Genomic DNA, 17,241 nt, shown 5'->3' on the forward strand with positions numbered 1-17,241 from the left:
TTGTTGCCAACAACGCGACCGCAGGTGTCGGGGCACAGGTTCATGCAGCGCCGTGTGGAGCACGGCCTGATCTACGGCGATATCCGGATGATCCATGACCCGCTGGCGGCGCGGCGCCGCGCGGGGATCTTCGGGGCGGTCGGGGTGGTGCTGATCGCCGCGGTGATGGGGCTATTCGCCTGGATGAGCCCGAACCCGCACCCCGGCGAAGCCCCGATCGTGCGAGCTACTGACGGCGGCCTGTTCGTGCGTGTCGACGGCACCTTGCACCCTGTGACGAACTTGACTTCCGCTCGCCTCATCGCCGGGGAGGCCGCCGAGCCTGCCCGCGCCGGTGGGGACTACTTGGCCACGGTGCCGCGCGGCCTGCCAGTGGGCATCGTCGTGGCTCCTGGGATGTTTGCCCCTGAGGCCACGGAGGCGCATGCCTGGTCCGCGTGCCACACCGAGGGCAAGGTCACGGTGGTCGCGGGTCAGGCGCCTGCGCCGCTACCGAGGGGTACGGCGGTGCTGGCGGTGGCGGATCACCGTGAGTGGGTCGTCGATGCGCACGGTCGCAGGCAGCTGCCGCCATCCACCACGCCGGAGGGGCGCATCATGCGCCGTGCCCTGGGGATCGACGCCACGACGCCGCGCTGGTCGCCGCCGAACGCGGTGCTCGGCGCTCTGCGCGAGGGACCGGCGTTCACGCTGCCACCGCGCCTCCCTGAGGTACTGCGCACCCCGGAGGCCACCTGGGTGCTTACGGAGCACGGCGGTGTGCAGCAAGTCTCTGACACGGCCGCCCAAGTGCTTCTCGACGCCGGCGCCGCCTCCCGCGACGTCAACCGCGCAGACATCGCGCATTACCCGGACGCGCAGCCGCCACTGGACCTGCGCATCCCGCACGAGGCTCCGCGCTGGGTGCAACCCACACAGGACACGGTGTGCGTGAACGACAAACGTGGCGCAGCCACCTGGCCGAAGGATGCCGGTGGCGTGCTTGAAGGGGCGATTGCGCTGGCGGGGACGGGCACCGCGACCCACTTCGCGGGACTACGCGAGGGCGCCGTCGGCGTGGATACAGGGCAAGGCCTACTCGTGGTGTCGCCGGAGGGTGCCCGCCACGAGGTCGCCGGGCAGGCCACCCTCGAGCTGATCGGTGTGCGCCACACCGAGGAAGCGCCGTGGCAGATCGTTGCGCTTCTCCCAGCCGGAGCTCCGCTCGAGCGGTCGGTGGCGCTGAAACCGGTGGCGTCTTAGAGCCCGCGGCGTCCGCGGCCCCCACGGAGGGAGCGCGCCACGATCGTCAGCGCGATGCATGCCAAGAGCCCACCGAGTGCCAGCCCGGCGCGCCGGGCCGCAAGGGATGCGGTGGGCAACGGTGCGTCGATGGTGGTGACGGTTGCCTCGCGCGGTGGCGTGGGTGGGAGTTGCGTGACGATGTCTTCTGGGCGCAGCGCCCCGCCGTTGGGTTCCGCGGCGGCGTAGACGATCTCACGCACTTGTTGCGGTGAGAGGTGTGGATAGCGCTCGAAGAGGAGGGCGATGGCGCCACTGACGACGGGTGCGGCGAAGCTGGTGCCCACGTAGGGCTGCACGGTTGGTGTGCCGTCGGGTTGGAGCTCGCCGGTGATGCCGGTGGCGAACCCTGCGCCGTCGGACGCGAGGACCACGGGTGTGGTGCCGCGGGCGGAGAGCGGCGGCTTTGGGGATGCGATGGAGTAGTCGGCGACAGTGTGGGCGTCCTCGCGTGCGCCGACGGCAAGGACCGTGGGCATGTGCGCGGGGAAGACGGCGAAGCCGTGGGCGCATTCGTTGGTGGCGTTGCCGGCGGCGGCCACGACGACGGCACCGGAGGTTTCGGCGCGGTGGAGCGCGGCCTCCAGCTCGCGGGTGTCCAGGCTTGCGGCGAGGTAAGGCGGCATGCAGGAGACGATTGAGATGTTGATGACGCGTGCGCGTTCGTCGACGGCGTTGTTGATGGCGTCAGTGAGGGTGGCGAGTGATCCCGCGGCCTGCTCTTCGCGGTAGTGCGCGGAGGTTTGCCGGATTGAGATGAGGTGCGCTGTGGGCGCGATGCCGAGGTCGCGGCTGGCGATGATGCCGGCGACGATGGTGCCGTGGCTGTCGCAGTCGAAGAATGGATCGGGGTCGTCGGGTGTGACGAAGTCTCGGCCGGGTGTGACCGGCGGCAGTTGCGGGTGCCGCGCGATGCCGGTGTCGATGACGGCGACGCGCACCCCGCGTCCACTCGCGTGGCTGCGGGACGCGGCGACGGATGGGTCAAGCTCCGGTGGCGTGTTTCGGTCTAGTTGCAGGTGCGCAGGGCGGGCACAGGCGTAGTCCTGGGCCTGCGCCGGTGGGGCCGGGATCGAGATTGGCAGCGTCGTTCCAACGGCGAGCGGGACGCAGAGGGTGACGAAGAGGTGTCGAGAAGCAGTGGTGCGCATGGGCTTAGAGCCCCCGGATGAGGTCGAACAGCCCGGTGAGGTGCACCGCGAGCGGGATGACTGCGATGATGGCGGCGGCTTCGGCGCGCTCGAACCACACCACCGTGGTTGGCTCGAGGTCAGGCACGCGGCGCGACCAGATGACGGCGGTAGCGCACACAATGGCGATGCAGCCTGCGGCCACGAGGAACGCTGGGTGCGGGCTTGGCTCGTATACGGTGGCGAGCACCACAGCACCGAGCGCGCCGAGGGCCAGCGCCGTCAGCGCGATGCGCGGGGTGGGGTAGTGGTGACGCACCGCGTGGATGAGTAGCGCGCCAGCCACGCAACCGGCGAGTGCGACGCGCCAGCCAAGTGCGGCGTCCATCGTGGCAATGCCGTAGAGCGCCGGTAAGCAGCAGGTGGTCACGGCACATGCAATCGCAGCGGATACGGTCAGCGCGGTGCGGCTGCGCGCATCGACATCATGCTGGTACACATCCGAGCGGTCAAATTCCTCGCCAGCGGTGGGGATGCGTGGCACCTTCAAGCCCGCGGCGGCCGTGGCGATATGGGGCGTGAGCATGACCAGCAGCAACCCGAGCAGCACGACCACCGCCGCCCCCGCGTGGTGCTGCGGCAACCACGCACCGAGCGAGGCCGCGGCAAGGAGCAGCGCGCACACCGCCGCGAAGGTCGCGACGGCCGCACCGCACAGCCTGAGCATCGCGCCGATGACCACGCAGGCCACGGCGGTGATCGCGGCAGCCAGCATCCCGATTGCCGTATCGCTCGACCCGTCCCACGTAGCCGGAGGCCCAGCCACCCAGGCGCCGACTGCGAAAGGGGCCGCGCACAGAAACGCCCCGTAAACCGCGCTGCTTCGCGCCGCGAGCGACAGCACCAGCGCCGCCGCAGCCGCCAGGCCCGCGCCGAACGCCACTCCGCCGACCGTGCCAGCCACCGCTGCAATGCACAGCAGGCCCAGCATCGTCGCGCCGATGTGCAGGCCACGCACATCGCGTGCAGAAGCCGCCGCGGCGCTGAGCGAGTGGGCCGCGTCGCGGATCACGGGCGGTGCCGCCTGCTCCTGTGGGCGCATCACCACCGTCGCTCCGTTTCGCATCTTGAGCTGGTACAACGGCACGTGTCCGTCCAGTGGGATGCCAGCTACGTTGGTGAACTCCCAAGGGCGGTGCAGCTGCGGCAGTTCCACGAAGCGCGCGATCTCGGGTATCAGCTCGTAGAGCGACGAGGACGTCGGCAAACTGAGATCGATATCGCGGTGAAGCGAAGCGACGTCGATACGAATGGTGACGTGCACGATGTGATGCGTTGCAGAAACTGCCACGATGAATCCCCCCGGAAAACAAACAAATGCGCGACTTGGCGCTTAACTTGAACAATGTAGCGCACCATCGCCTAGAATGCATGCAGACGTTGCGCGAGGGGGAATGCGCAACCGGGGAAATGCATGAGGGGGAATGCATGCTAGGTCTTGACCACGAACCAGTCGTGACACCATCGACGGCGCACACACTCGCGCCGCCACCACCACTGCCGACCGGCCAACTCCGCGCCGAAGCGGTACCGCAGGCGCACAAGGACCAGCCGATGCCGCTGCTGAAAGTGCTGCTGCCGGTGGTCATGGTGGTTGCCATTGGTGCTGTGATGGCGCTGATGGTGATGTCCGGGCGCACCGTGAGCCCAATGATGCTCATCTTCCCGGTCATGATGCTCTTCGGCATGGTCACCATGTTCTCTCCACAGGAACGCCAGGGCGACATCGACGAGACGCGCCGGGTCTACCTGCGCCACCTGGACGCCCTCGCTCACCGGGCGCGCAGCAACGCCGAGGTCCAGCGCGAGCACGCCGAATATCTCCACCCGGCACCGAACGCCCTGCTCACGGCGGTGCCTGCGGAGCGTGTCTGGGAACAGTACGCCGCCTCGCCGTACGCGCTGCAGGTGCGCATTGGTGTTGGCGCGGTGGCACTGCATACCCCAATCGAGGTCGACGACCCTGGCTCGCCCGAGGACCTCGACCCGGTGTGCGCGGTGAGCCTGCGCAGGACGGTCGCCGCGGTGAACACGATCCAAGAGATGCCGATCGTGGTGGCGCTCAATGCGTTTCCCGTGATCACGATGGTGGGGCCGCGTGCGGCGGAGGTCGCGCGCTCGATCATTGCCCAGCTGGCGTTTTTCCACGGCCCGGAGCTCGTCGGCATCGACGCCGCCCAGGCGCCGAGAGAATTTGAGTGGGTGAAGTGGCTGCCGCACTCCGCCACGCCGGAGGCGGCCGAGTTCCAAGTCATACTTCTCGACGCCACCACCCACCCCTCCGTGATCTCCTTCAGCACCAGTGCCTCCAGCAGCGAGAACGTGTGCGTGCTGGTTATCCACCCGGACCCGGACTGGTTGGTGGATGAGGAGGCGTTCCACCTTGTCTGCGACGACGAACTCCACGCGCTGACCGGGATGGGCCTAGAGTTTCTGGGCAGGCCCGACAGGATTAGTGTCGCAGAGGCGGAGCTGATCGCGCGCCAACTGGCGTTCTATCGCCGCCCCGAGCTGCTCAGCGCCGAAAGCGCCTCCCACGGAGGCAAGCTGCTCCCGATGCTCGGCATCAACGACATCGCCGAGCTCAACGAGCACACCATGTGGACCGGACGCGAAGGCACCCGACAGCGCCTCATGGTCCCGATTGGCTCGACTGCCCAGGGCCAGGCCCTCTACTTGGACCTGAAAGAGTCCGCCCAGGGCGGGATGGGCCCGCACGGGTTGTGCATCGGTGCGACGGGGTCTGGTAAATCGGAACTTCTAAAAACACTCGTTGTGGCGCTCGCCGCGACGCACTCGCCGGAGGAACTCAACCTCGTGCTCGTGGACTTCAAAGGCGGCGCAACCTTCCTCGGCTGCGAGTCCTTGCCTCACACCTCGGCGGTCATTACCAACCTGGAGGACGAATCCATCCTGGTTGAGCGCATGTACGACGCCATCTCCGGTGAGATGAACCGACGTCAGGAGCTACTGCGCAAGGCGGGGAACTACGCCAATATCACCGACTACACCGCGGCCCGGCTCGCGGGCGAGGACCTCGCGCCGCTGCCGGCGCTAGTGATCATCCTGGACGAGTTTTCTGAGTTGCTCAGCCAACACCCGCACTTCGCTGACCTGTTCGTGGCCGTCGGCCGACTTGGCCGCTCGCTGGGCGTGCACCTGCTACTTGCCTCCCAGCGCTTGGAGGAGGGCAAGCTGCGCGGGCTGGACTCGCACCTTTCTTACCGTATCGGCCTCAAGACGTTCTCCGCGGCCGAATCCCGCCAGGTGCTCGGCGTGCCGGACGCCTACGAGCTACCCAGCGAGCCCGGCGCGGGCTTCTTGTCCACGGGCTCAGGCGACTTGGAGCGTTTCCGCGCGGCGTACGTGTCGGGGCCGCTGGAGCGCGCCCGCGGCGTGACCAGGCGCGAGGCGGCCGTGGAGGTTCGCCTGTTTCACGGGTGGGAGCCTCCGCCGGTGGAGGACGCGAAGGAGAGTGTCGGTGTCGATACTGATGCGACGACGACGTTGCTGGCGGCGGTCGTCGAGAAGTCGAGGGAGGTGGCGGATGCCCTGGGCATGCGGGCGCACCAGGTGTGGCTGCCGCCGTTGCCTGCACAGATCGAGCTTTCGCAGGTCTACGGTGGCAGTGAGTCGATGCCGAAGCTGCGGGCGATTATCGGGGTGATTGACGAGCCGATCAAGCAGCGCCAGGTGCCGCTCGTGCTGGACCTGTCGGTGGCGGGTGGCCACGTGGCGCTCGCGGGTGGACCGCAGACGGGCAAGTCGATGGCGGTGCGCACGATGGTGGCGTCGCTCGCGCTGCGCCACTCCACTGACGAGCTGTGCTTCTACATTATCGACGCCGGCTCCGGCGACTTCAGCGACGTCGCCGAACTGCCGCATGTGGCCGGTGTTGCGCAGCGCACGGACGAGGAGCGCGTGCGCCGCGTCGTCGACGAGCTGGTCGAGATGCTCGACGACTCGCAGCGGCGCACGAAGCGCCACACCGTGTTGATTGTGGACGGCTGGCACACGTTGCTCGCACCGGATGCGAAGACGGAAGACTTGCGTGAACCGCTGACTCGTCTTGCTGCGGAAGGCCCGGCTGTGGGCATTCACCTGGTTGCGACTACGCAGCGTTGGAATGCGATCCGTGCGAACGTCCGTGACGTGATCGGCACAAGGATTGAGCTGCATCTTACTGAACCGATGGACTCGGTGATTGATAGGAAGGTGCAGGCGAAACTTCCCGCGCTGCCGGGCCGCGGCATTACCGAAGAGGGGGCGTTCATGCTGGTCGCGCACACCTCCGCGCAGGACGTGGCACACGTCCGCGCAGCGACGCAGGGTCAGCCTCCGGTGCCACGCCTAAGGGTGCTGCCGAGTCACGTGGAGGTTGCGGACCTGCTCACCTCGGGAGGCCAACGTCTGCCACTCGGCGTCGGTGGACCCCGACTTGCACCGCTGTGGAGCGAGTCTGGCCACCTGCTGGTCATCGGTGCGAGCGGTGCTGGCAAGTCCACAGCGATTGCCTCGGCCATCACCGCGATTGAGGCGATGGGCCGTGAGCAGGCCCGCATGGTGATTCTGGATGTGCGCCGCGCGCACCTCGGGCGGGCGAACCCAGACATGGTGGCGGCCTACGCAGCCTCTACCAGCGCCGTCGACGAGGCGGTCAGTGCGCTGATCACCACGCTGCGCGGCAGGCTACCCGGGTCGGATGTGACCCCGCAGCAGCTCGCGCAGCGTTCCTGGTGGGAAGGCCCGGAGCTCTATCTCGTCATCGACGACCTCGAGCTCGTCCCGGAGGACACCCTGCGCGAGCTGGCCACGCTGTTCCCGCACGCCCGCGACATTGGCCTGCACGTGGTGGCCGCCCGCAAGTTCGGCGGAGTATCGCGCGCCATGTTCGGCAGCTTCCTGTCCTCGCTGAAGGACCTGTTGCCCGACGTCGTCATCCTCGACGGAACCAGGGACGAAGGCGCGCTCTTCGGGGTGCGTCCAGTCCCACAGCCGCCCGGCCGAGGCCTGCTCGTCCAGTCAGGTGAGGCCCGTGGCCTGGTCCAAGTCGCAGCACCCTACCCAGAAGGAGGCACTCTATGAAACCCGATCTTCGCATCACCATGACGTCCACGAACACCGTGTTCACCGGCGCCGCCAACGTCCACCGTTTTGACGGCCCCGGCCCGCGGGAAGTCGCGCAGTACGTGCGCGGGCTCTTCGGGCCCGACCCGGGCGGCGCCGTGATTCAGATCGCCGCGAGCCCCGAGGACCTCGATCAGTTTGAGCAGGCCATGAGCGGCTACGACGTCACTATTACCGCCGAGCGCCTAGAGGTAGAGGCTGACCCTCCGACCGAAGAGCAACCCGCGATTACGGCCGTAGACCTTGCGCCACGTCGCGCGTGGTGGCCGTTCGTCGCGCTCGGCGCCGCAGTGGTTGTGGTCGCAGCAATCTGCGGGTTCGTGCTCTTTCGTTTCTTATCGACGCCCTCTTCGCCCACGTCTGCCCAGGCTTCAGAAGGGGCGACATCGACCACTGTGCTGCACAGTCAACCGACGGCCTCGCGGGCGTCAACAAGCCCCTCTCCTTCTGTTGCGAGCGAGCCTACCGCCGTGCGAATCGCGCAGGACGGACTTGCGATTGAGCTGCCTCCCGGGTTCCAACTCGCGCAGCACGAGCAGGGCTGGATGGCAACAGGCGCCGACCCCGACATGCGCGTACTGATCTCCGCAGAGAACCGCTACACGCTGCCGCCCGAGCAGTTCGTAGCGCAGCTGCTCGGGGGTATCGAGCGCGACCCCGAGCTCACGCTCGTGGATCACAACCTCCACGCCGTGACGTACCGCGAGACCGCCCCCGGAGGCGCCGAAACGCTGTGGCGAACTTGGGCGCAGGATTCTTACCAGCTTTTCGTGGCGTGCCAGACGCGGCAGGCGCCCAGCAGGGTGCAGCAGGCGACGTGTCAGATGGCCTTCGACACCGCCGAATTCACGCCACCGACAGGAGAGGGGTGAGGCAAACTCGCAGCATAAACGTGGTGGGAGGGTGGGGAGAAAAGTTTCTTCAACATTGAGGGAACCGGAGCACCAAAACGTGCGTCCAACTATATGAACAGCTTGGAAGGCTGTCGTTACAACCAAGACACAGTACCTAGTAGGGGGATTGAACATGGAACAGTTCAGAACAGAAGCCGACGTCATGCGCGCAACTGCCGACCGGGCAGATGACACCAACGCAAACGTCAACCGAGAAATCGACCGCGTGCAGCAGGTCGCGGAGTCCACGCGCAGCTACTGGGTGGGCAATGCGCAGCGCAGCTTCGATGACCTGATGGTCCGCTACGACGACGCGCAGCGACGCCTCTCCGAAGCGCTGCGTGACATCGCGAACAACATCCGCGACAACGCCAAGAACTACGAGAGCACCGACGCTACGAACACCGACAACTTCCGTTCGCTGTCCGGTTCCGCGGGCTTGGCTCTCTAAAACGCTCCCAGCGGTTCTCAGCAGACAAAACGACCATCTTCCGAATGTAAAGGGACATACTCATCATGCAAATCAAGTACGACTTCGCCCAGATCGCCAACGCAGCTGAAGACATGCGCTCGTCGGCGACCCGCATCACCAGCCAGCTCAACGAGCTGAAGCAGATCATCCAGCCGATGGCGCAGACCTGGGAGGGCACCGCAGCGTCCGCGTACCAGGCACACCAGGCGAAGTGGGACCAGGCCGCAGAGGATCTGAACACCATTTTGAACCAGATCGCCAGCACCGTTGAAGACGGCAACTCCACCATGCTCGCGGTAAACAATGCCGCGGCAAACAGCTGGGGATAACTACACAGAAGCTTGCTGAACAGCAAGGCGCCAGGGGGAGCGTCTTGCTGTTCAGTGCTTTGTGCTGTAAAGTTTGCAGCTTGTGTGCCGTGCTGCTTGTCGGGTCTCCACCGGCCGCCGTCTGAGCAGGATACAGCGCACAGTTTTATACGTTATGGCCGGCAGCCAACTAGACAGACTTGAAGGAGTCATGCATGTCTACTTACCACCCAAAGAGCGGTGACATTACCCGTAAGTGGTACGTCATCGACGCCACGGACGTGGTCTTGGGCAAGCTTGCGTCGACTGCAGCGGATATCCTGCGCGGCAAGCATAAGCCACAGTTCGCACCGAACGTTGACACCGGCGATCACATCATCGTGATCAACGCCGAGAAGGTCCACATCTCCTCGAACAAGCGCGATCGCGAGATGCGCTACCGCCACTCCGGCTACCCGGGTGGTCTGACTGCTATGACGCTTGGTCGTGCGCTCGATGAGCGTCCGGACCGCGTTATCGAGGAAGCTGTCAAGGGCATGATGCCGCACAACAAGCTTTCCCGCGAGTCCATCAAGAAGCTTCACGTCTTCGTCGGCTCCGAGCACCCATACGAGGCTCAGAAGCCGGAAACCTACGAGTTTAAGCAGGTGGCACAGTAATGGCTGATCAGAACAACATTGCAGCTGAGACCGACATCGACGCGGCAACCGCGGCGACGGAAGAGTTCAACTACACCATCGGTGACGCTATTGCTCCAGAGGTCGAGGAGACCCAGGACACCGTTGAGGTTGCACCGCTGCACGAGGGCCCAATCCAGACCGTTGGTCGTCGTAAGCGCGCAATCGCTCGCGTGACCGTCGTTGAGGGCGAAGGCAAGATCACGGTCAACGGCCGTGAGTTCGAGGACTACTTCCCGAACAAGCTGCACCAGCAGGACATCCTGCTGCCGCTGACCCTGCTCGAGCGCGAGGGCCAGTTCGACATCAAGGCAAACATCAAGGGCGGCGGCCCAACCGGTCAGTCCGGTGCGCTGCGTCTGGCGATTGCCCGTGCACTGAACATCTACAACCCGGCTGAGCGCCCAACCCTGAAGAAGGCTGGTCTGCTTACCCGTGACGCTCGTGCGGTCGAGCGTAAGAAGGCTGGTCTGCACAAGGCCCGTCGTGCACCGCAGTACTCCAAGCGTTAATCACTACGCTGGTTGTATCATCAACCGCCCCCTGGCACTGGCCGGGTGGGCGGTTGTTGTTTTTGTATAGCTGTCGGTAGTGCATAATAAACAGCATGACTCGATTGTTTGGAACTGATGGTGTCCGAGGTCTCGCCAATGAGCGACTGACGGCGTCGTTGGCACTGAAGCTCGGTGCCGCCGCCGCGACCGTACTAACGAAGGACCGTGAGTCCTCGAAGCGCCGCCCGACGGCGCTGATTGGCCGCGACCCACGCGTGTCCGGCGAAATGCTTGCGGCAGCGATGGCTGCGGGCATGGCGTCGAAAGGTGTGGATGTCCTGCGTGTCGGCGTGATTCCTACTCCCGGCTTGGCGTACCTCACTGATGACTACGGTGCGGACATCGGTGTGATGATCTCCGCGTCCCACAACCCCATGCCGGATAACGGCATCAAGTTCTTCTCCGCGGGTGGCCACAAACTGCCTGATGAGGTCGAGGACGAAATTGAGAGGGCTCTCGACACGCTTGAAGAAGGTGGGCCAACCGGCACCCGTATCGGCCGCGTGATCGAGGAGGCGCCGGACGCGCAGGATCGTTACCTGGCGCACCTCAAAGAGGCGATGAGCACCAGCCTGAAGGGCATCAAGGTCGTTGTGGACTGTGCGAACGGTGCGGCGTCCGAGGTCGCCCCGAAGGCGTACGAGGCCGCCGGTGCCGAGGTTGTGGCGATCTACAACGAGCCGAACGCTTTCAACATTAACGATGGCTCCGGTTCCACTCATATGGACAAGATCCAGGCAGCCGTCGTCGAATACGGTGCTGATCTTGGCGTGGCACACGACGGTGATGCGGACCGCTGCCTCGCCGTCGACGCTGAAGGCAACATCATCGACGGTGACCAGATTATGGCGATCTTGGCCTGCGGCATGAAGGCCGAGAACAACCTGCGCGACAACACGCTCGTAGCCACGGTCATGAGCAATCTGGGACTTACCCTCGCCATGGAGCGCGAAGGCATTGCACTGAAGCAGACCGCGGTGGGCGACCGTTACGTTCTCGAGGAGCTCAACCGTGGGGACTTCTCGCTTGGTGGCGAGCAGTCCGGCCACATTGTTGTCCCGGAGCACGCCACGACTGGCGACGGCACGCTGTCCGCGCTGCTGCTGATGGAACAGATGGCGGAAACCGGCAAGAGCCTCAAGGAACTCGCACAGGTGATGCAGGTGCTGCCACAGGTACTCATCAACGTGCCGGTGTCAGAGAAGTCCAAGATTATGAGCTCGCAGGAGGTGCTGGCTGCGATCGATGAGGCCGAGGAAGAGCTCGGGCACTCGGGTCGCGTGCTGCTTCGTCCTTCCGGTACTGAGGAGCTGTTTCGCGTCATGGTGGAGGCCGCCGAGGAAGAACAAGCCCGAAAGGTGGCGGGTCGCCTCGCAGCTGTCGTTGCGGCAGTGTAGAGTCCGTTGGTAAGAAATTTGGCCTCGCGGGGAACCGCGGGGCCGTTGGGGGAGTCTAACTAAGAGAAGTAGTTAGAACTGTCGGTGGTGAGCCGACGTGGATTTTGGGGGAAATTTTGAACATGGTGAACACGGTAAACACTGTGCACAACAAGGGCGTCAGCCTCAACGTTGACGCGGTGCGGTCATATTTTGCCGACGCCATCTCCGCCTACGAAGACACCGCCACGGACTTTGCCCGCCAGCAACCAGACCTGGGTGCGGACGACTTCGGTGCCGGTTTTGCCTTGCAGGGCCAGCGCATCACGGCGGCGGTGCAGGCGGTCTATGCGGACTCGCTCCGGTTGTTGCAGGAGCGAACGCAGCAGTGGGAGGGGATTCGCAGCCTTGCACAGGAGGTCCGCGACGCTGACGAGGACGCCACCGATGGCATTTCGGGGGTGGGTTCCGCATGGTAACCAGCGACGTTGTCGAACAAGGGGTGCAGCGCTTCTCTCAGTCAGTTGCGACGGCCCCAGCCCTGGAGGGGCCTGAGCGCGACCAATTGGAGGCACTAGCGAAGGAAGTCATTCGGGAGCTGCAGGCCACCCGCTGCCAGGACCTACGCGGCTTCCACCAGGTCGGTGTCTCGCTGTCACAGTTCAATTGTGACGCCGTGGGCTACAGGTTTTCGTTGAAGGCGCCTTGCCAGGATACGCCGGGCAGTAAAGAGTGGTTTGAGCAGATCGGCGTGGGGTCGCGGGAGCGATGCTCGGCAGATTCGGAGACGCAGCACTTTACACGCCTAAATGAGCTGGGAAGCTCGATTACCTCGTGCTGCAGCGCTATAGATGACGTCAAGAAGACGTCCAACCTGGCGGTGGAACAGTTCGTGGTCCTTGCGCACTCGCACCTTGAGATACTTGCGAAGCTTGGAATCGCCACCCTGATTCGCCCATTGGTGCAGGTCGTAATTGATGCGATGCGGCAGGCGAGCCAGACAGCGAAAGAATGCAACGTGGCTGTCGCTGAGTGCCTCGATGCGATCGCGGTGTGCGTGGAGGAAGCACAACAGCCTTGCAGTCAGGCGCCCGGCGGAAAGCCAGCTGGAAGTGCGCCTGCTGCGGCGCCAGCGACGGCTGCGCACGCAGCCGGAAGCACCTCGACTGCCAGCGCGAGTGTTGCCGCACCACCTTCCGCCCCAGCACCAGCACCAGTGCCTGCCCCTGCTCCTGTGCCGCCGGCACCGCCGCAGCCGTGCGAGCGCCTTGTTTCTCTGGAGAGCGTCGGCACGCAGTCCGCGTCAGCGGCACTGGCAGGTGCGGCAGGGATCAACGTGGCCTTTAACTTCGACGTCGATGTGCATGTTAACGCGCCCATCGAGGCCGTGACACGCGACGCAGCGGCGTTGTTCGCACCGGTACAGGAGCAGTGCGACGCTGCGCAGGCGTTCACGGGCGCGTTTGCGCAAACGGGCGCGGCTGTCGTCATTGAAAGCATCAACGTCTTTGCGGCAAATATCGACGCGGCCTGGCAGTGCGCGACGGAGGCTGTGGAGGTGCCGTGTGACGTCGCGGAACCAACACCACCGGCACCACCGACAGCACCGGCACCCGAGCCCGCTCCTGCGCCGGAGCCTGCACCGGCAGTCGACGAAAACGGTGTGTTCGTGCCACCTGAGCAACTCGGCGAGGTGGAGCAGCCACCAGTGCCGGCAGAAAAACAAGCGATGACGGCACCGGCGGCAGCAGAGACGTCATCAGAACAACACGCTGAGCAGCAGCCAGCAGATACAGACCCGGCTGATGCTTGGGGCGTCAAGAAATTGGGGGAATGGTAAATGGATTTTTCAAGGTTTGCAGCAGAGTACCGTCAGCGCACGGCGATGCGGATGGAGAACTTTGAAAAGATGATCGCTGAGCACCATCGCCAAATGGAGATGATGCTTACCGAGCAGCGAAGGGCCGCCGCGCTTGGCTACAAACGCCAACCTGTTGTCATTCCACAGGGTGGCGAGCGGTTGTTCCCGTTTCGCCGCCCGCCGCAGGGCGGAATCGCGTCGATCCGTACCGAGGCACGCCCCAACGCCCCGGAAGCACCGGGGGAGATGAAGCGTGCTGGTCAGCCCGGCACGTTAGAAGAATGAGAAGAGGCTGTCGTCCTTGGTGAGGCCCGCCAGCTCAGCGAGGTCCTCACCGGTATAGGACGTGACGTTCTTTCCTTCGGCGTCCGGCTCGGAGTAGGAGGAGTACTTCTTCTCCCCGGCTAGCTGGTGCAGGAGGAACCCGGTGAGCAGGCCGCGCACTGTGGTCTGCAGGGAGGCGCTCGACTTGCCCAGGCCGAGCAGGCGCTTGGTCAGTGAGTCCTCCGAGAAGCTCTGCTGCTCGCCTTTCTTGACGCTGCGGTAGGCCACCTCGCCTGCCCAGTTGTATGCGAGCTTGGCGGGGTTGCCTGGATCGAAGAGCGAGTCACCGTCCTCGCCGGGGCCGATGATGAGCCCTGGGCGAAGTGCGCGCCGGGCCGCCTCTACTGCGGAGGGCGCCACGTTCGCCGGATAAATTGCGGCGACTGCCTGCACCTTCGGGTTTTCTACCGCGGTGAGTACGGCAGCGCCGCCGCCCATGCCGTGGCCAACGACGCCGAGGCGCTGTGGGTGGATGCTAATCTTGCCGTTCCCGAGGCGCACCCCAGTCAGGATTTGCAGGGCGGTTTCTAAATCGGCGGCGAAGCCAGCGTGGTCGGGGCGCCACCCCTTTTCAGTATCTGGCGCGGCGACCGCAATGCCCCAACTGGCCAGGTGGCGAAGTGTGCCGTGGTAGTCGTCGACACTCTGGCGCCAGTCGTGGCCGAAGGCGACGGCTGGCAGGTTCTTACCTTCCGCAGGCGTGTAGACCTTGCCTGGCAAACCGGTGTAACCGAGGTCGCCTTCCAGCACCTTGTGGGGGCCTCGCTTGGACAGTTCAGCTAACTTCTTCAATTTCGCAGACACGCAACCCACCCTACTTGAATTCTGCAGTACTGAAATAGCGCTTCAGCGTTTTTGTGGTTTAGGGTTAGGGGCCAGATTGAGAGACGGCCGAGATTCCGCCTGATGGAGCCACGCGAAAGGAGCGAGACATGCTTGGAGCGTTATCCTTTGCGTTTATTGATTCCATCAACGTGCTGTTGATCGGGGTTATCGTGGCAGTCGGGGTGGTTGCCTCCCAAGCGAAACGGCAGTATGCGAAGATCACGGCGCTGCTCATTGCTGGCGACTGGCTTGGGGTGGCGAGTCTCGCGGCGGTGATGCTGTTTGTGTTCGATGGCCTCGGTCCGGTTGTGCAAACGTTTGTCGAGGGTCCCATTTTCGGGTGGCTCCTCATCGCTACTGGTCTCCTGACCGCGGTGCTGGCGCTGCGTGGGGGAGATAACCACGCGTTGATTGAACGGGTGATGCGCCCGCTGCGAGCACCCAATGCGCTGACGGTGCTGACGGGGTTTGTGCTGGGGATCGTCCAATCGGCGACGTCGATGCCGTTCTTTGGTGGCCTTGCGGTGCTGTCTGCGACGGGCATCGATACGACGACGAAGTACAGCTTCCTGGTGCTCTATGCCACGGTCGCGCTGTCTCTGCCAACGCTGTGCGCCCTGCTGGTCGGTTGGGTACGGGCGAAGCCGGACTCGGTTGCTGGACGAGGTTTCGCGTGGGCGCGCTCACACCCGGATACGGTTGGTTTGACCGCGACGTGGGTGGTATCGCTGCTGCTAGGTGTAGTCGGCGTGGCGCATTTGCTGTGATCGTTGTTCAATAGATGCCCATGAACGCTTTAAAACTTCGCATTGACCTGGCGGCGATTGCCCACAACACGAGGCAGATGCGCCGTCAGGCTGGTGGCGCGCGTTTGATGTGCGTGGTGAAGGCGGATGCCTATAACCACGGCGCGGCGAAGTGTGTCCCCATCATGGAGGCGAACGGTGCGGATGCGTTCGGCTGCGCGACGATCGCGGAGGCGGCTAGTGTGGCGAAGCTGACGTCGAAACCCGTGATGGCGTGGCTGTGGGCTCCGGGGGAGGAGCTGGTGGAGGGCATCGAGATGGGTGTGCCGAGTCTTGCGCACCTGCGCGCGCTTATTGACGCCCCCTTCGTACCCACCGTGCATCTGATGATCGACACGGGGATGAACCGCTCGGGCGTAGATGAGGAACAGTGGCCGGAGCTGTTCGCGATGGCCGCCGAGGCGCAACAGGCCGGTCAGATCCGTGTGGCCGGGCTGATGAGCCATTTTGCGTGCGCGGATAACCCAGCGGACCCGTACACGGACCGGCAGCTGGCGACGTTCCGTGAAGCGCTCAACCAGGCGCACGAGGCGGGGCTAGAGGACCTGGTGAACCACGTGGCGAACTCGCCGGCGACGTGGACGAGGGACGACGCCCGCTTTGAACAGATCCGTCCCGGGATTGGCCTGTACGGGTTGGAAGCAATCGACGGCACCGACAACGGGCTGCGGCCCGCGATGAGCTGGGTCGCAACAGTGACCGCGGTCAAACCGATCCGCGCGGGGGATCCGGTGAGCTACTCAGGGACATGGACTGCGCCCGAGGACGGGTTTACCGCCGTGGTGCCCGCCGGCTACGCGGACGGCGTGATGCGCATCTGGCAGGACCGGATGGACGTCACCATTGACGGAGCCCGCTACCCCCAGGTGGGTCGGGTGTGCATGGATCAGATTGTGGTGTGGCTGGGCGCAAACGAAGCCGGTGTCGCGCCGGGCGATGAAGCGGTACTTTTTGGCGCCGGCGGCGTGAGTGCGGACGAGTTCGCGCTGCGGGCGAACACCATTCACTACGAGGTGCTGTGTGCACCGAAAGGACGGACAGTGCGGGAGTACGGCGGCAGGCGTGTCTGCGAGACGCGCGAGGAAACGCAAGCGTTGGGGCGTGAGCTGGGGGAGACCTTGCGCGCCGGGGACGTGGTGATTCTCGACGGCCCGCTCGGCGCCGGGAAAACCACGCTGACGCAGGGCATTGCCGAAGGGATGCAGGTCAAGGGGCGTGTGACGAGCCCAACCTTCACCATCGCCAGGGAACACCGCGCGAAGGAGGCGGAGGGGGCGTCGTTAATTCATGTCGATGCCTACCGCCTGTTGGGGGAGGGCAGCTCTGGCGACCCGCTGGGTGAGCTCGATGCTCTCGACCTTGAGTCGGAGCTCGACCGCAGCGTCGTGGTGGCCGAGTGGGGTGGTGATCTCGCAGCTCACATCGCCAGTGAATACCTTTTGGTCACCATTGACCGCACCACGCTCGTGGAGCAAGACGAAGACAGTGAGGGCCGCATCATCACATGGCGGTGGGTGCACACAGAATAGGAAGATGTAGGCTGTAGG

16 protein-coding genes are annotated in these 17,241 nt (G+C 64.7%); 13 read left to right on the forward strand and 3 right to left on the reverse strand.

Features of this window, described 5'->3' with window-relative positions; genetic code table 11:
* Nucleotides 1-42 precede the first annotated feature (42 nt).
* On the forward strand, nt 43-1,242 hold the full coding sequence (eccB, locus tag R0V12_RS08350) for a type VII secretion protein EccB (RefSeq protein ID WP_413774852.1): 1,200 nt from the start codon (nt 43-45) through the stop codon (nt 1,240-1,242).
* Here eccB and R0V12_RS08355 read toward each other — a convergent pair.
* Together R0V12_RS08355 and eccD are read right to left on the reverse strand one after the other, a co-directional pair.
* On the reverse strand, nt 1,239-2,432 hold the full coding sequence (locus tag R0V12_RS08355; RefSeq protein ID WP_256007714.1) for a S8 family serine peptidase: 1,194 nt from the start codon (nt 2,430-2,432) through the stop codon (nt 1,239-1,241). The two genes, eccB and R0V12_RS08355, sit on opposite strands and share 4 nt — an antisense overlap.
* 4 nt (nt 2,433-2,436) lie before the next feature.
* Nucleotides 2,437-3,762: a type VII secretion integral membrane protein EccD gene (gene eccD, locus R0V12_RS08360; protein WP_256006182.1), complete on the reverse strand. Its 1,326-nt coding sequence runs from the start codon at nt 3,760-3,762 to the stop codon at nt 2,437-2,439.
* A gap of 137 nt (nt 3,763-3,899) precedes the next feature.
* Here eccD and eccCa point away from each other — a divergent pair, with 137 nt between their 5' ends.
* From eccCa to R0V12_RS08410, 10 genes are all read left to right on the forward strand, one after another.
* Nucleotides 3,900-7,556, forward strand: a complete 3,657-nt coding sequence (gene eccCa / locus R0V12_RS08365; protein WP_256000518.1) for a type VII secretion protein EccCa — start codon at nt 3,900-3,902, stop codon at nt 7,554-7,556.
* Nucleotides 7,553-8,470: a type VII secretion-associated protein gene (locus R0V12_RS08370; RefSeq protein ID WP_320072462.1), complete on the forward strand. Its 918-nt coding sequence runs from the start codon at nt 7,553-7,555 to the stop codon at nt 8,468-8,470. The genes eccCa and R0V12_RS08370 overlap by 4 nt, the downstream gene beginning before the upstream one ends.
* Nucleotides 8,471-8,624: 154 nt before the next feature.
* On the forward strand, nt 8,625-8,942 hold the full coding sequence (locus R0V12_RS08375) for a WXG100 family type VII secretion target (protein WP_071567367.1): 318 nt from the start codon (nt 8,625-8,627) through the stop codon (nt 8,940-8,942).
* Between the two features lie 65 nt (nt 8,943-9,007).
* A complete protein-coding gene (locus R0V12_RS08380) occupies nt 9,008-9,292 on the forward strand; it encodes a WXG100 family type VII secretion target (protein WP_070477587.1) in 285 nt (94 codons plus the stop codon).
* Nucleotides 9,293-9,486: 194 nt separating this feature from the next.
* Nucleotides 9,487-9,930, forward strand: coding sequence for a 50S ribosomal protein L13 (rplM, locus tag R0V12_RS08385; protein WP_070363053.1), 444 nt, complete (start codon nt 9,487-9,489; stop codon nt 9,928-9,930).
* On the forward strand, nt 9,930-10,460 hold the full coding sequence (rpsI, locus tag R0V12_RS08390) for a 30S ribosomal protein S9 (RefSeq protein WP_070363052.1): 531 nt from the start codon (nt 9,930-9,932) through the stop codon (nt 10,458-10,460). Before rplM ends, rpsI begins: the two co-directional genes overlap by 1 nt.
* 95 nt (nt 10,461-10,555) lie before the next feature.
* Nucleotides 10,556-11,899: a phosphoglucosamine mutase gene (gene glmM, locus R0V12_RS08395; RefSeq protein ID WP_070363051.1), complete on the forward strand. Its 1,344-nt coding sequence runs from the start codon at nt 10,556-10,558 to the stop codon at nt 11,897-11,899.
* Nucleotides 11,900-12,021: 122 nt separating this feature from the next.
* Nucleotides 12,022-12,357, forward strand: a complete 336-nt coding sequence (locus R0V12_RS08400) for a hypothetical protein (RefSeq protein WP_070975820.1) — start codon at nt 12,022-12,024, stop codon at nt 12,355-12,357.
* Complete coding sequence (locus R0V12_RS08405; RefSeq protein WP_320072463.1) at nt 12,351-13,718, forward strand: hypothetical protein; 1,368 nt, start codon at nt 12,351-12,353, stop codon at nt 13,716-13,718. The genes R0V12_RS08400 and R0V12_RS08405 overlap by 7 nt, the downstream gene beginning before the upstream one ends.
* Nucleotides 13,719-14,024: a hypothetical protein gene (locus R0V12_RS08410; protein ID WP_070975823.1), complete on the forward strand. Its 306-nt coding sequence runs from the start codon at nt 13,719-13,721 to the stop codon at nt 14,022-14,024. It abuts the gene before it with no gap.
* Here the strand turns inward: R0V12_RS08410 and R0V12_RS08415 are convergent.
* Complete coding sequence (locus R0V12_RS08415) at nt 14,013-14,867, reverse strand: dienelactone hydrolase family protein (protein WP_070975825.1); 855 nt, start codon at nt 14,865-14,867, stop codon at nt 14,013-14,015. The two genes, R0V12_RS08410 and R0V12_RS08415, sit on opposite strands and share 12 nt — an antisense overlap.
* 128 nt (nt 14,868-14,995) lie before the next feature.
* On the opposite strand from R0V12_RS08415, the gene R0V12_RS08420 reads away from it, so the two are divergent.
* Nucleotides 14,996-15,655 carry a GAP family protein gene (locus R0V12_RS08420; protein ID WP_070975827.1) on the forward strand — a complete coding sequence of 220 codons (660 nt, stop codon included), beginning with the start codon at nt 14,996-14,998 and terminating at the stop codon, nt 15,653-15,655.
* A 20-nt stretch (nt 15,656-15,675) separates the two neighbouring features.
* The gene (gene alr, locus R0V12_RS08425; RefSeq protein WP_083290813.1) at nt 15,676-17,223 is read left to right on the forward strand and encodes an alanine racemase; all 1,548 of its coding nucleotides are present in this window, start codon (nt 15,676-15,678) and stop codon (nt 17,221-17,223) included.
* The last annotated feature ends 18 nt before the right edge of the window (nt 17,224-17,241 follow it).

Origin of the sequence: Corynebacterium sp. UMB2355A (genome assembly GCF_033877495.1) — a bacterium.
In the GTDB taxonomy this organism is placed as follows: domain Bacteria; phylum Actinomycetota; class Actinomycetes; order Mycobacteriales; family Mycobacteriaceae; genus Corynebacterium; species Corynebacterium pseudogenitalium.

Bases quoted from the DNA above. Each gene is read 5' to 3' on its own strand.
- eccB (WP_413774852.1), top strand. From the start codon at position 43: ATGCAGCGCCGTGTGGAGCACGGCCTGATCTACGGCGATATCCGGATG.
- R0V12_RS08355 (WP_256007714.1), bottom strand. From the start codon at position 2,432: ATGCGCACCACTGCTTCTCGACACCTCTTCGTCACCCTCTGCGTCCCG.
- eccCa (WP_256000518.1), top strand. From the start codon at position 3,900: ATGCTAGGTCTTGACCACGAACCAGTCGTGACACCATCGACGGCGCAC.
- R0V12_RS08370 (WP_320072462.1), top strand. From the start codon at position 7,553: ATGAAACCCGATCTTCGCATCACCATGACGTCCACGAACACCGTGTTC.
- R0V12_RS08375 (WP_071567367.1), top strand. From the start codon at position 8,625: ATGGAACAGTTCAGAACAGAAGCCGACGTCATGCGCGCAACTGCCGAC.
- R0V12_RS08380 (WP_070477587.1), top strand. From the start codon at position 9,008: ATGCAAATCAAGTACGACTTCGCCCAGATCGCCAACGCAGCTGAAGAC.
- rplM (WP_070363053.1), top strand. From the start codon at position 9,487: ATGTCTACTTACCACCCAAAGAGCGGTGACATTACCCGTAAGTGGTAC.
- rpsI (WP_070363052.1), top strand. From the start codon at position 9,930: ATGGCTGATCAGAACAACATTGCAGCTGAGACCGACATCGACGCGGCA.
- glmM (WP_070363051.1), top strand. From the start codon at position 10,556: ATGACTCGATTGTTTGGAACTGATGGTGTCCGAGGTCTCGCCAATGAG.
- R0V12_RS08400 (WP_070975820.1), top strand. From the start codon at position 12,022: ATGGTGAACACGGTAAACACTGTGCACAACAAGGGCGTCAGCCTCAAC.
- R0V12_RS08405 (WP_320072463.1), top strand. From the start codon at position 12,351: ATGGTAACCAGCGACGTTGTCGAACAAGGGGTGCAGCGCTTCTCTCAG.
- R0V12_RS08410 (WP_070975823.1), top strand. From the start codon at position 13,719: ATGGATTTTTCAAGGTTTGCAGCAGAGTACCGTCAGCGCACGGCGATG.
- R0V12_RS08420 (WP_070975827.1), top strand. From the start codon at position 14,996: ATGCTTGGAGCGTTATCCTTTGCGTTTATTGATTCCATCAACGTGCTG.
- alr (WP_083290813.1), top strand. From the start codon at position 15,676: ATGAACGCTTTAAAACTTCGCATTGACCTGGCGGCGATTGCCCACAAC.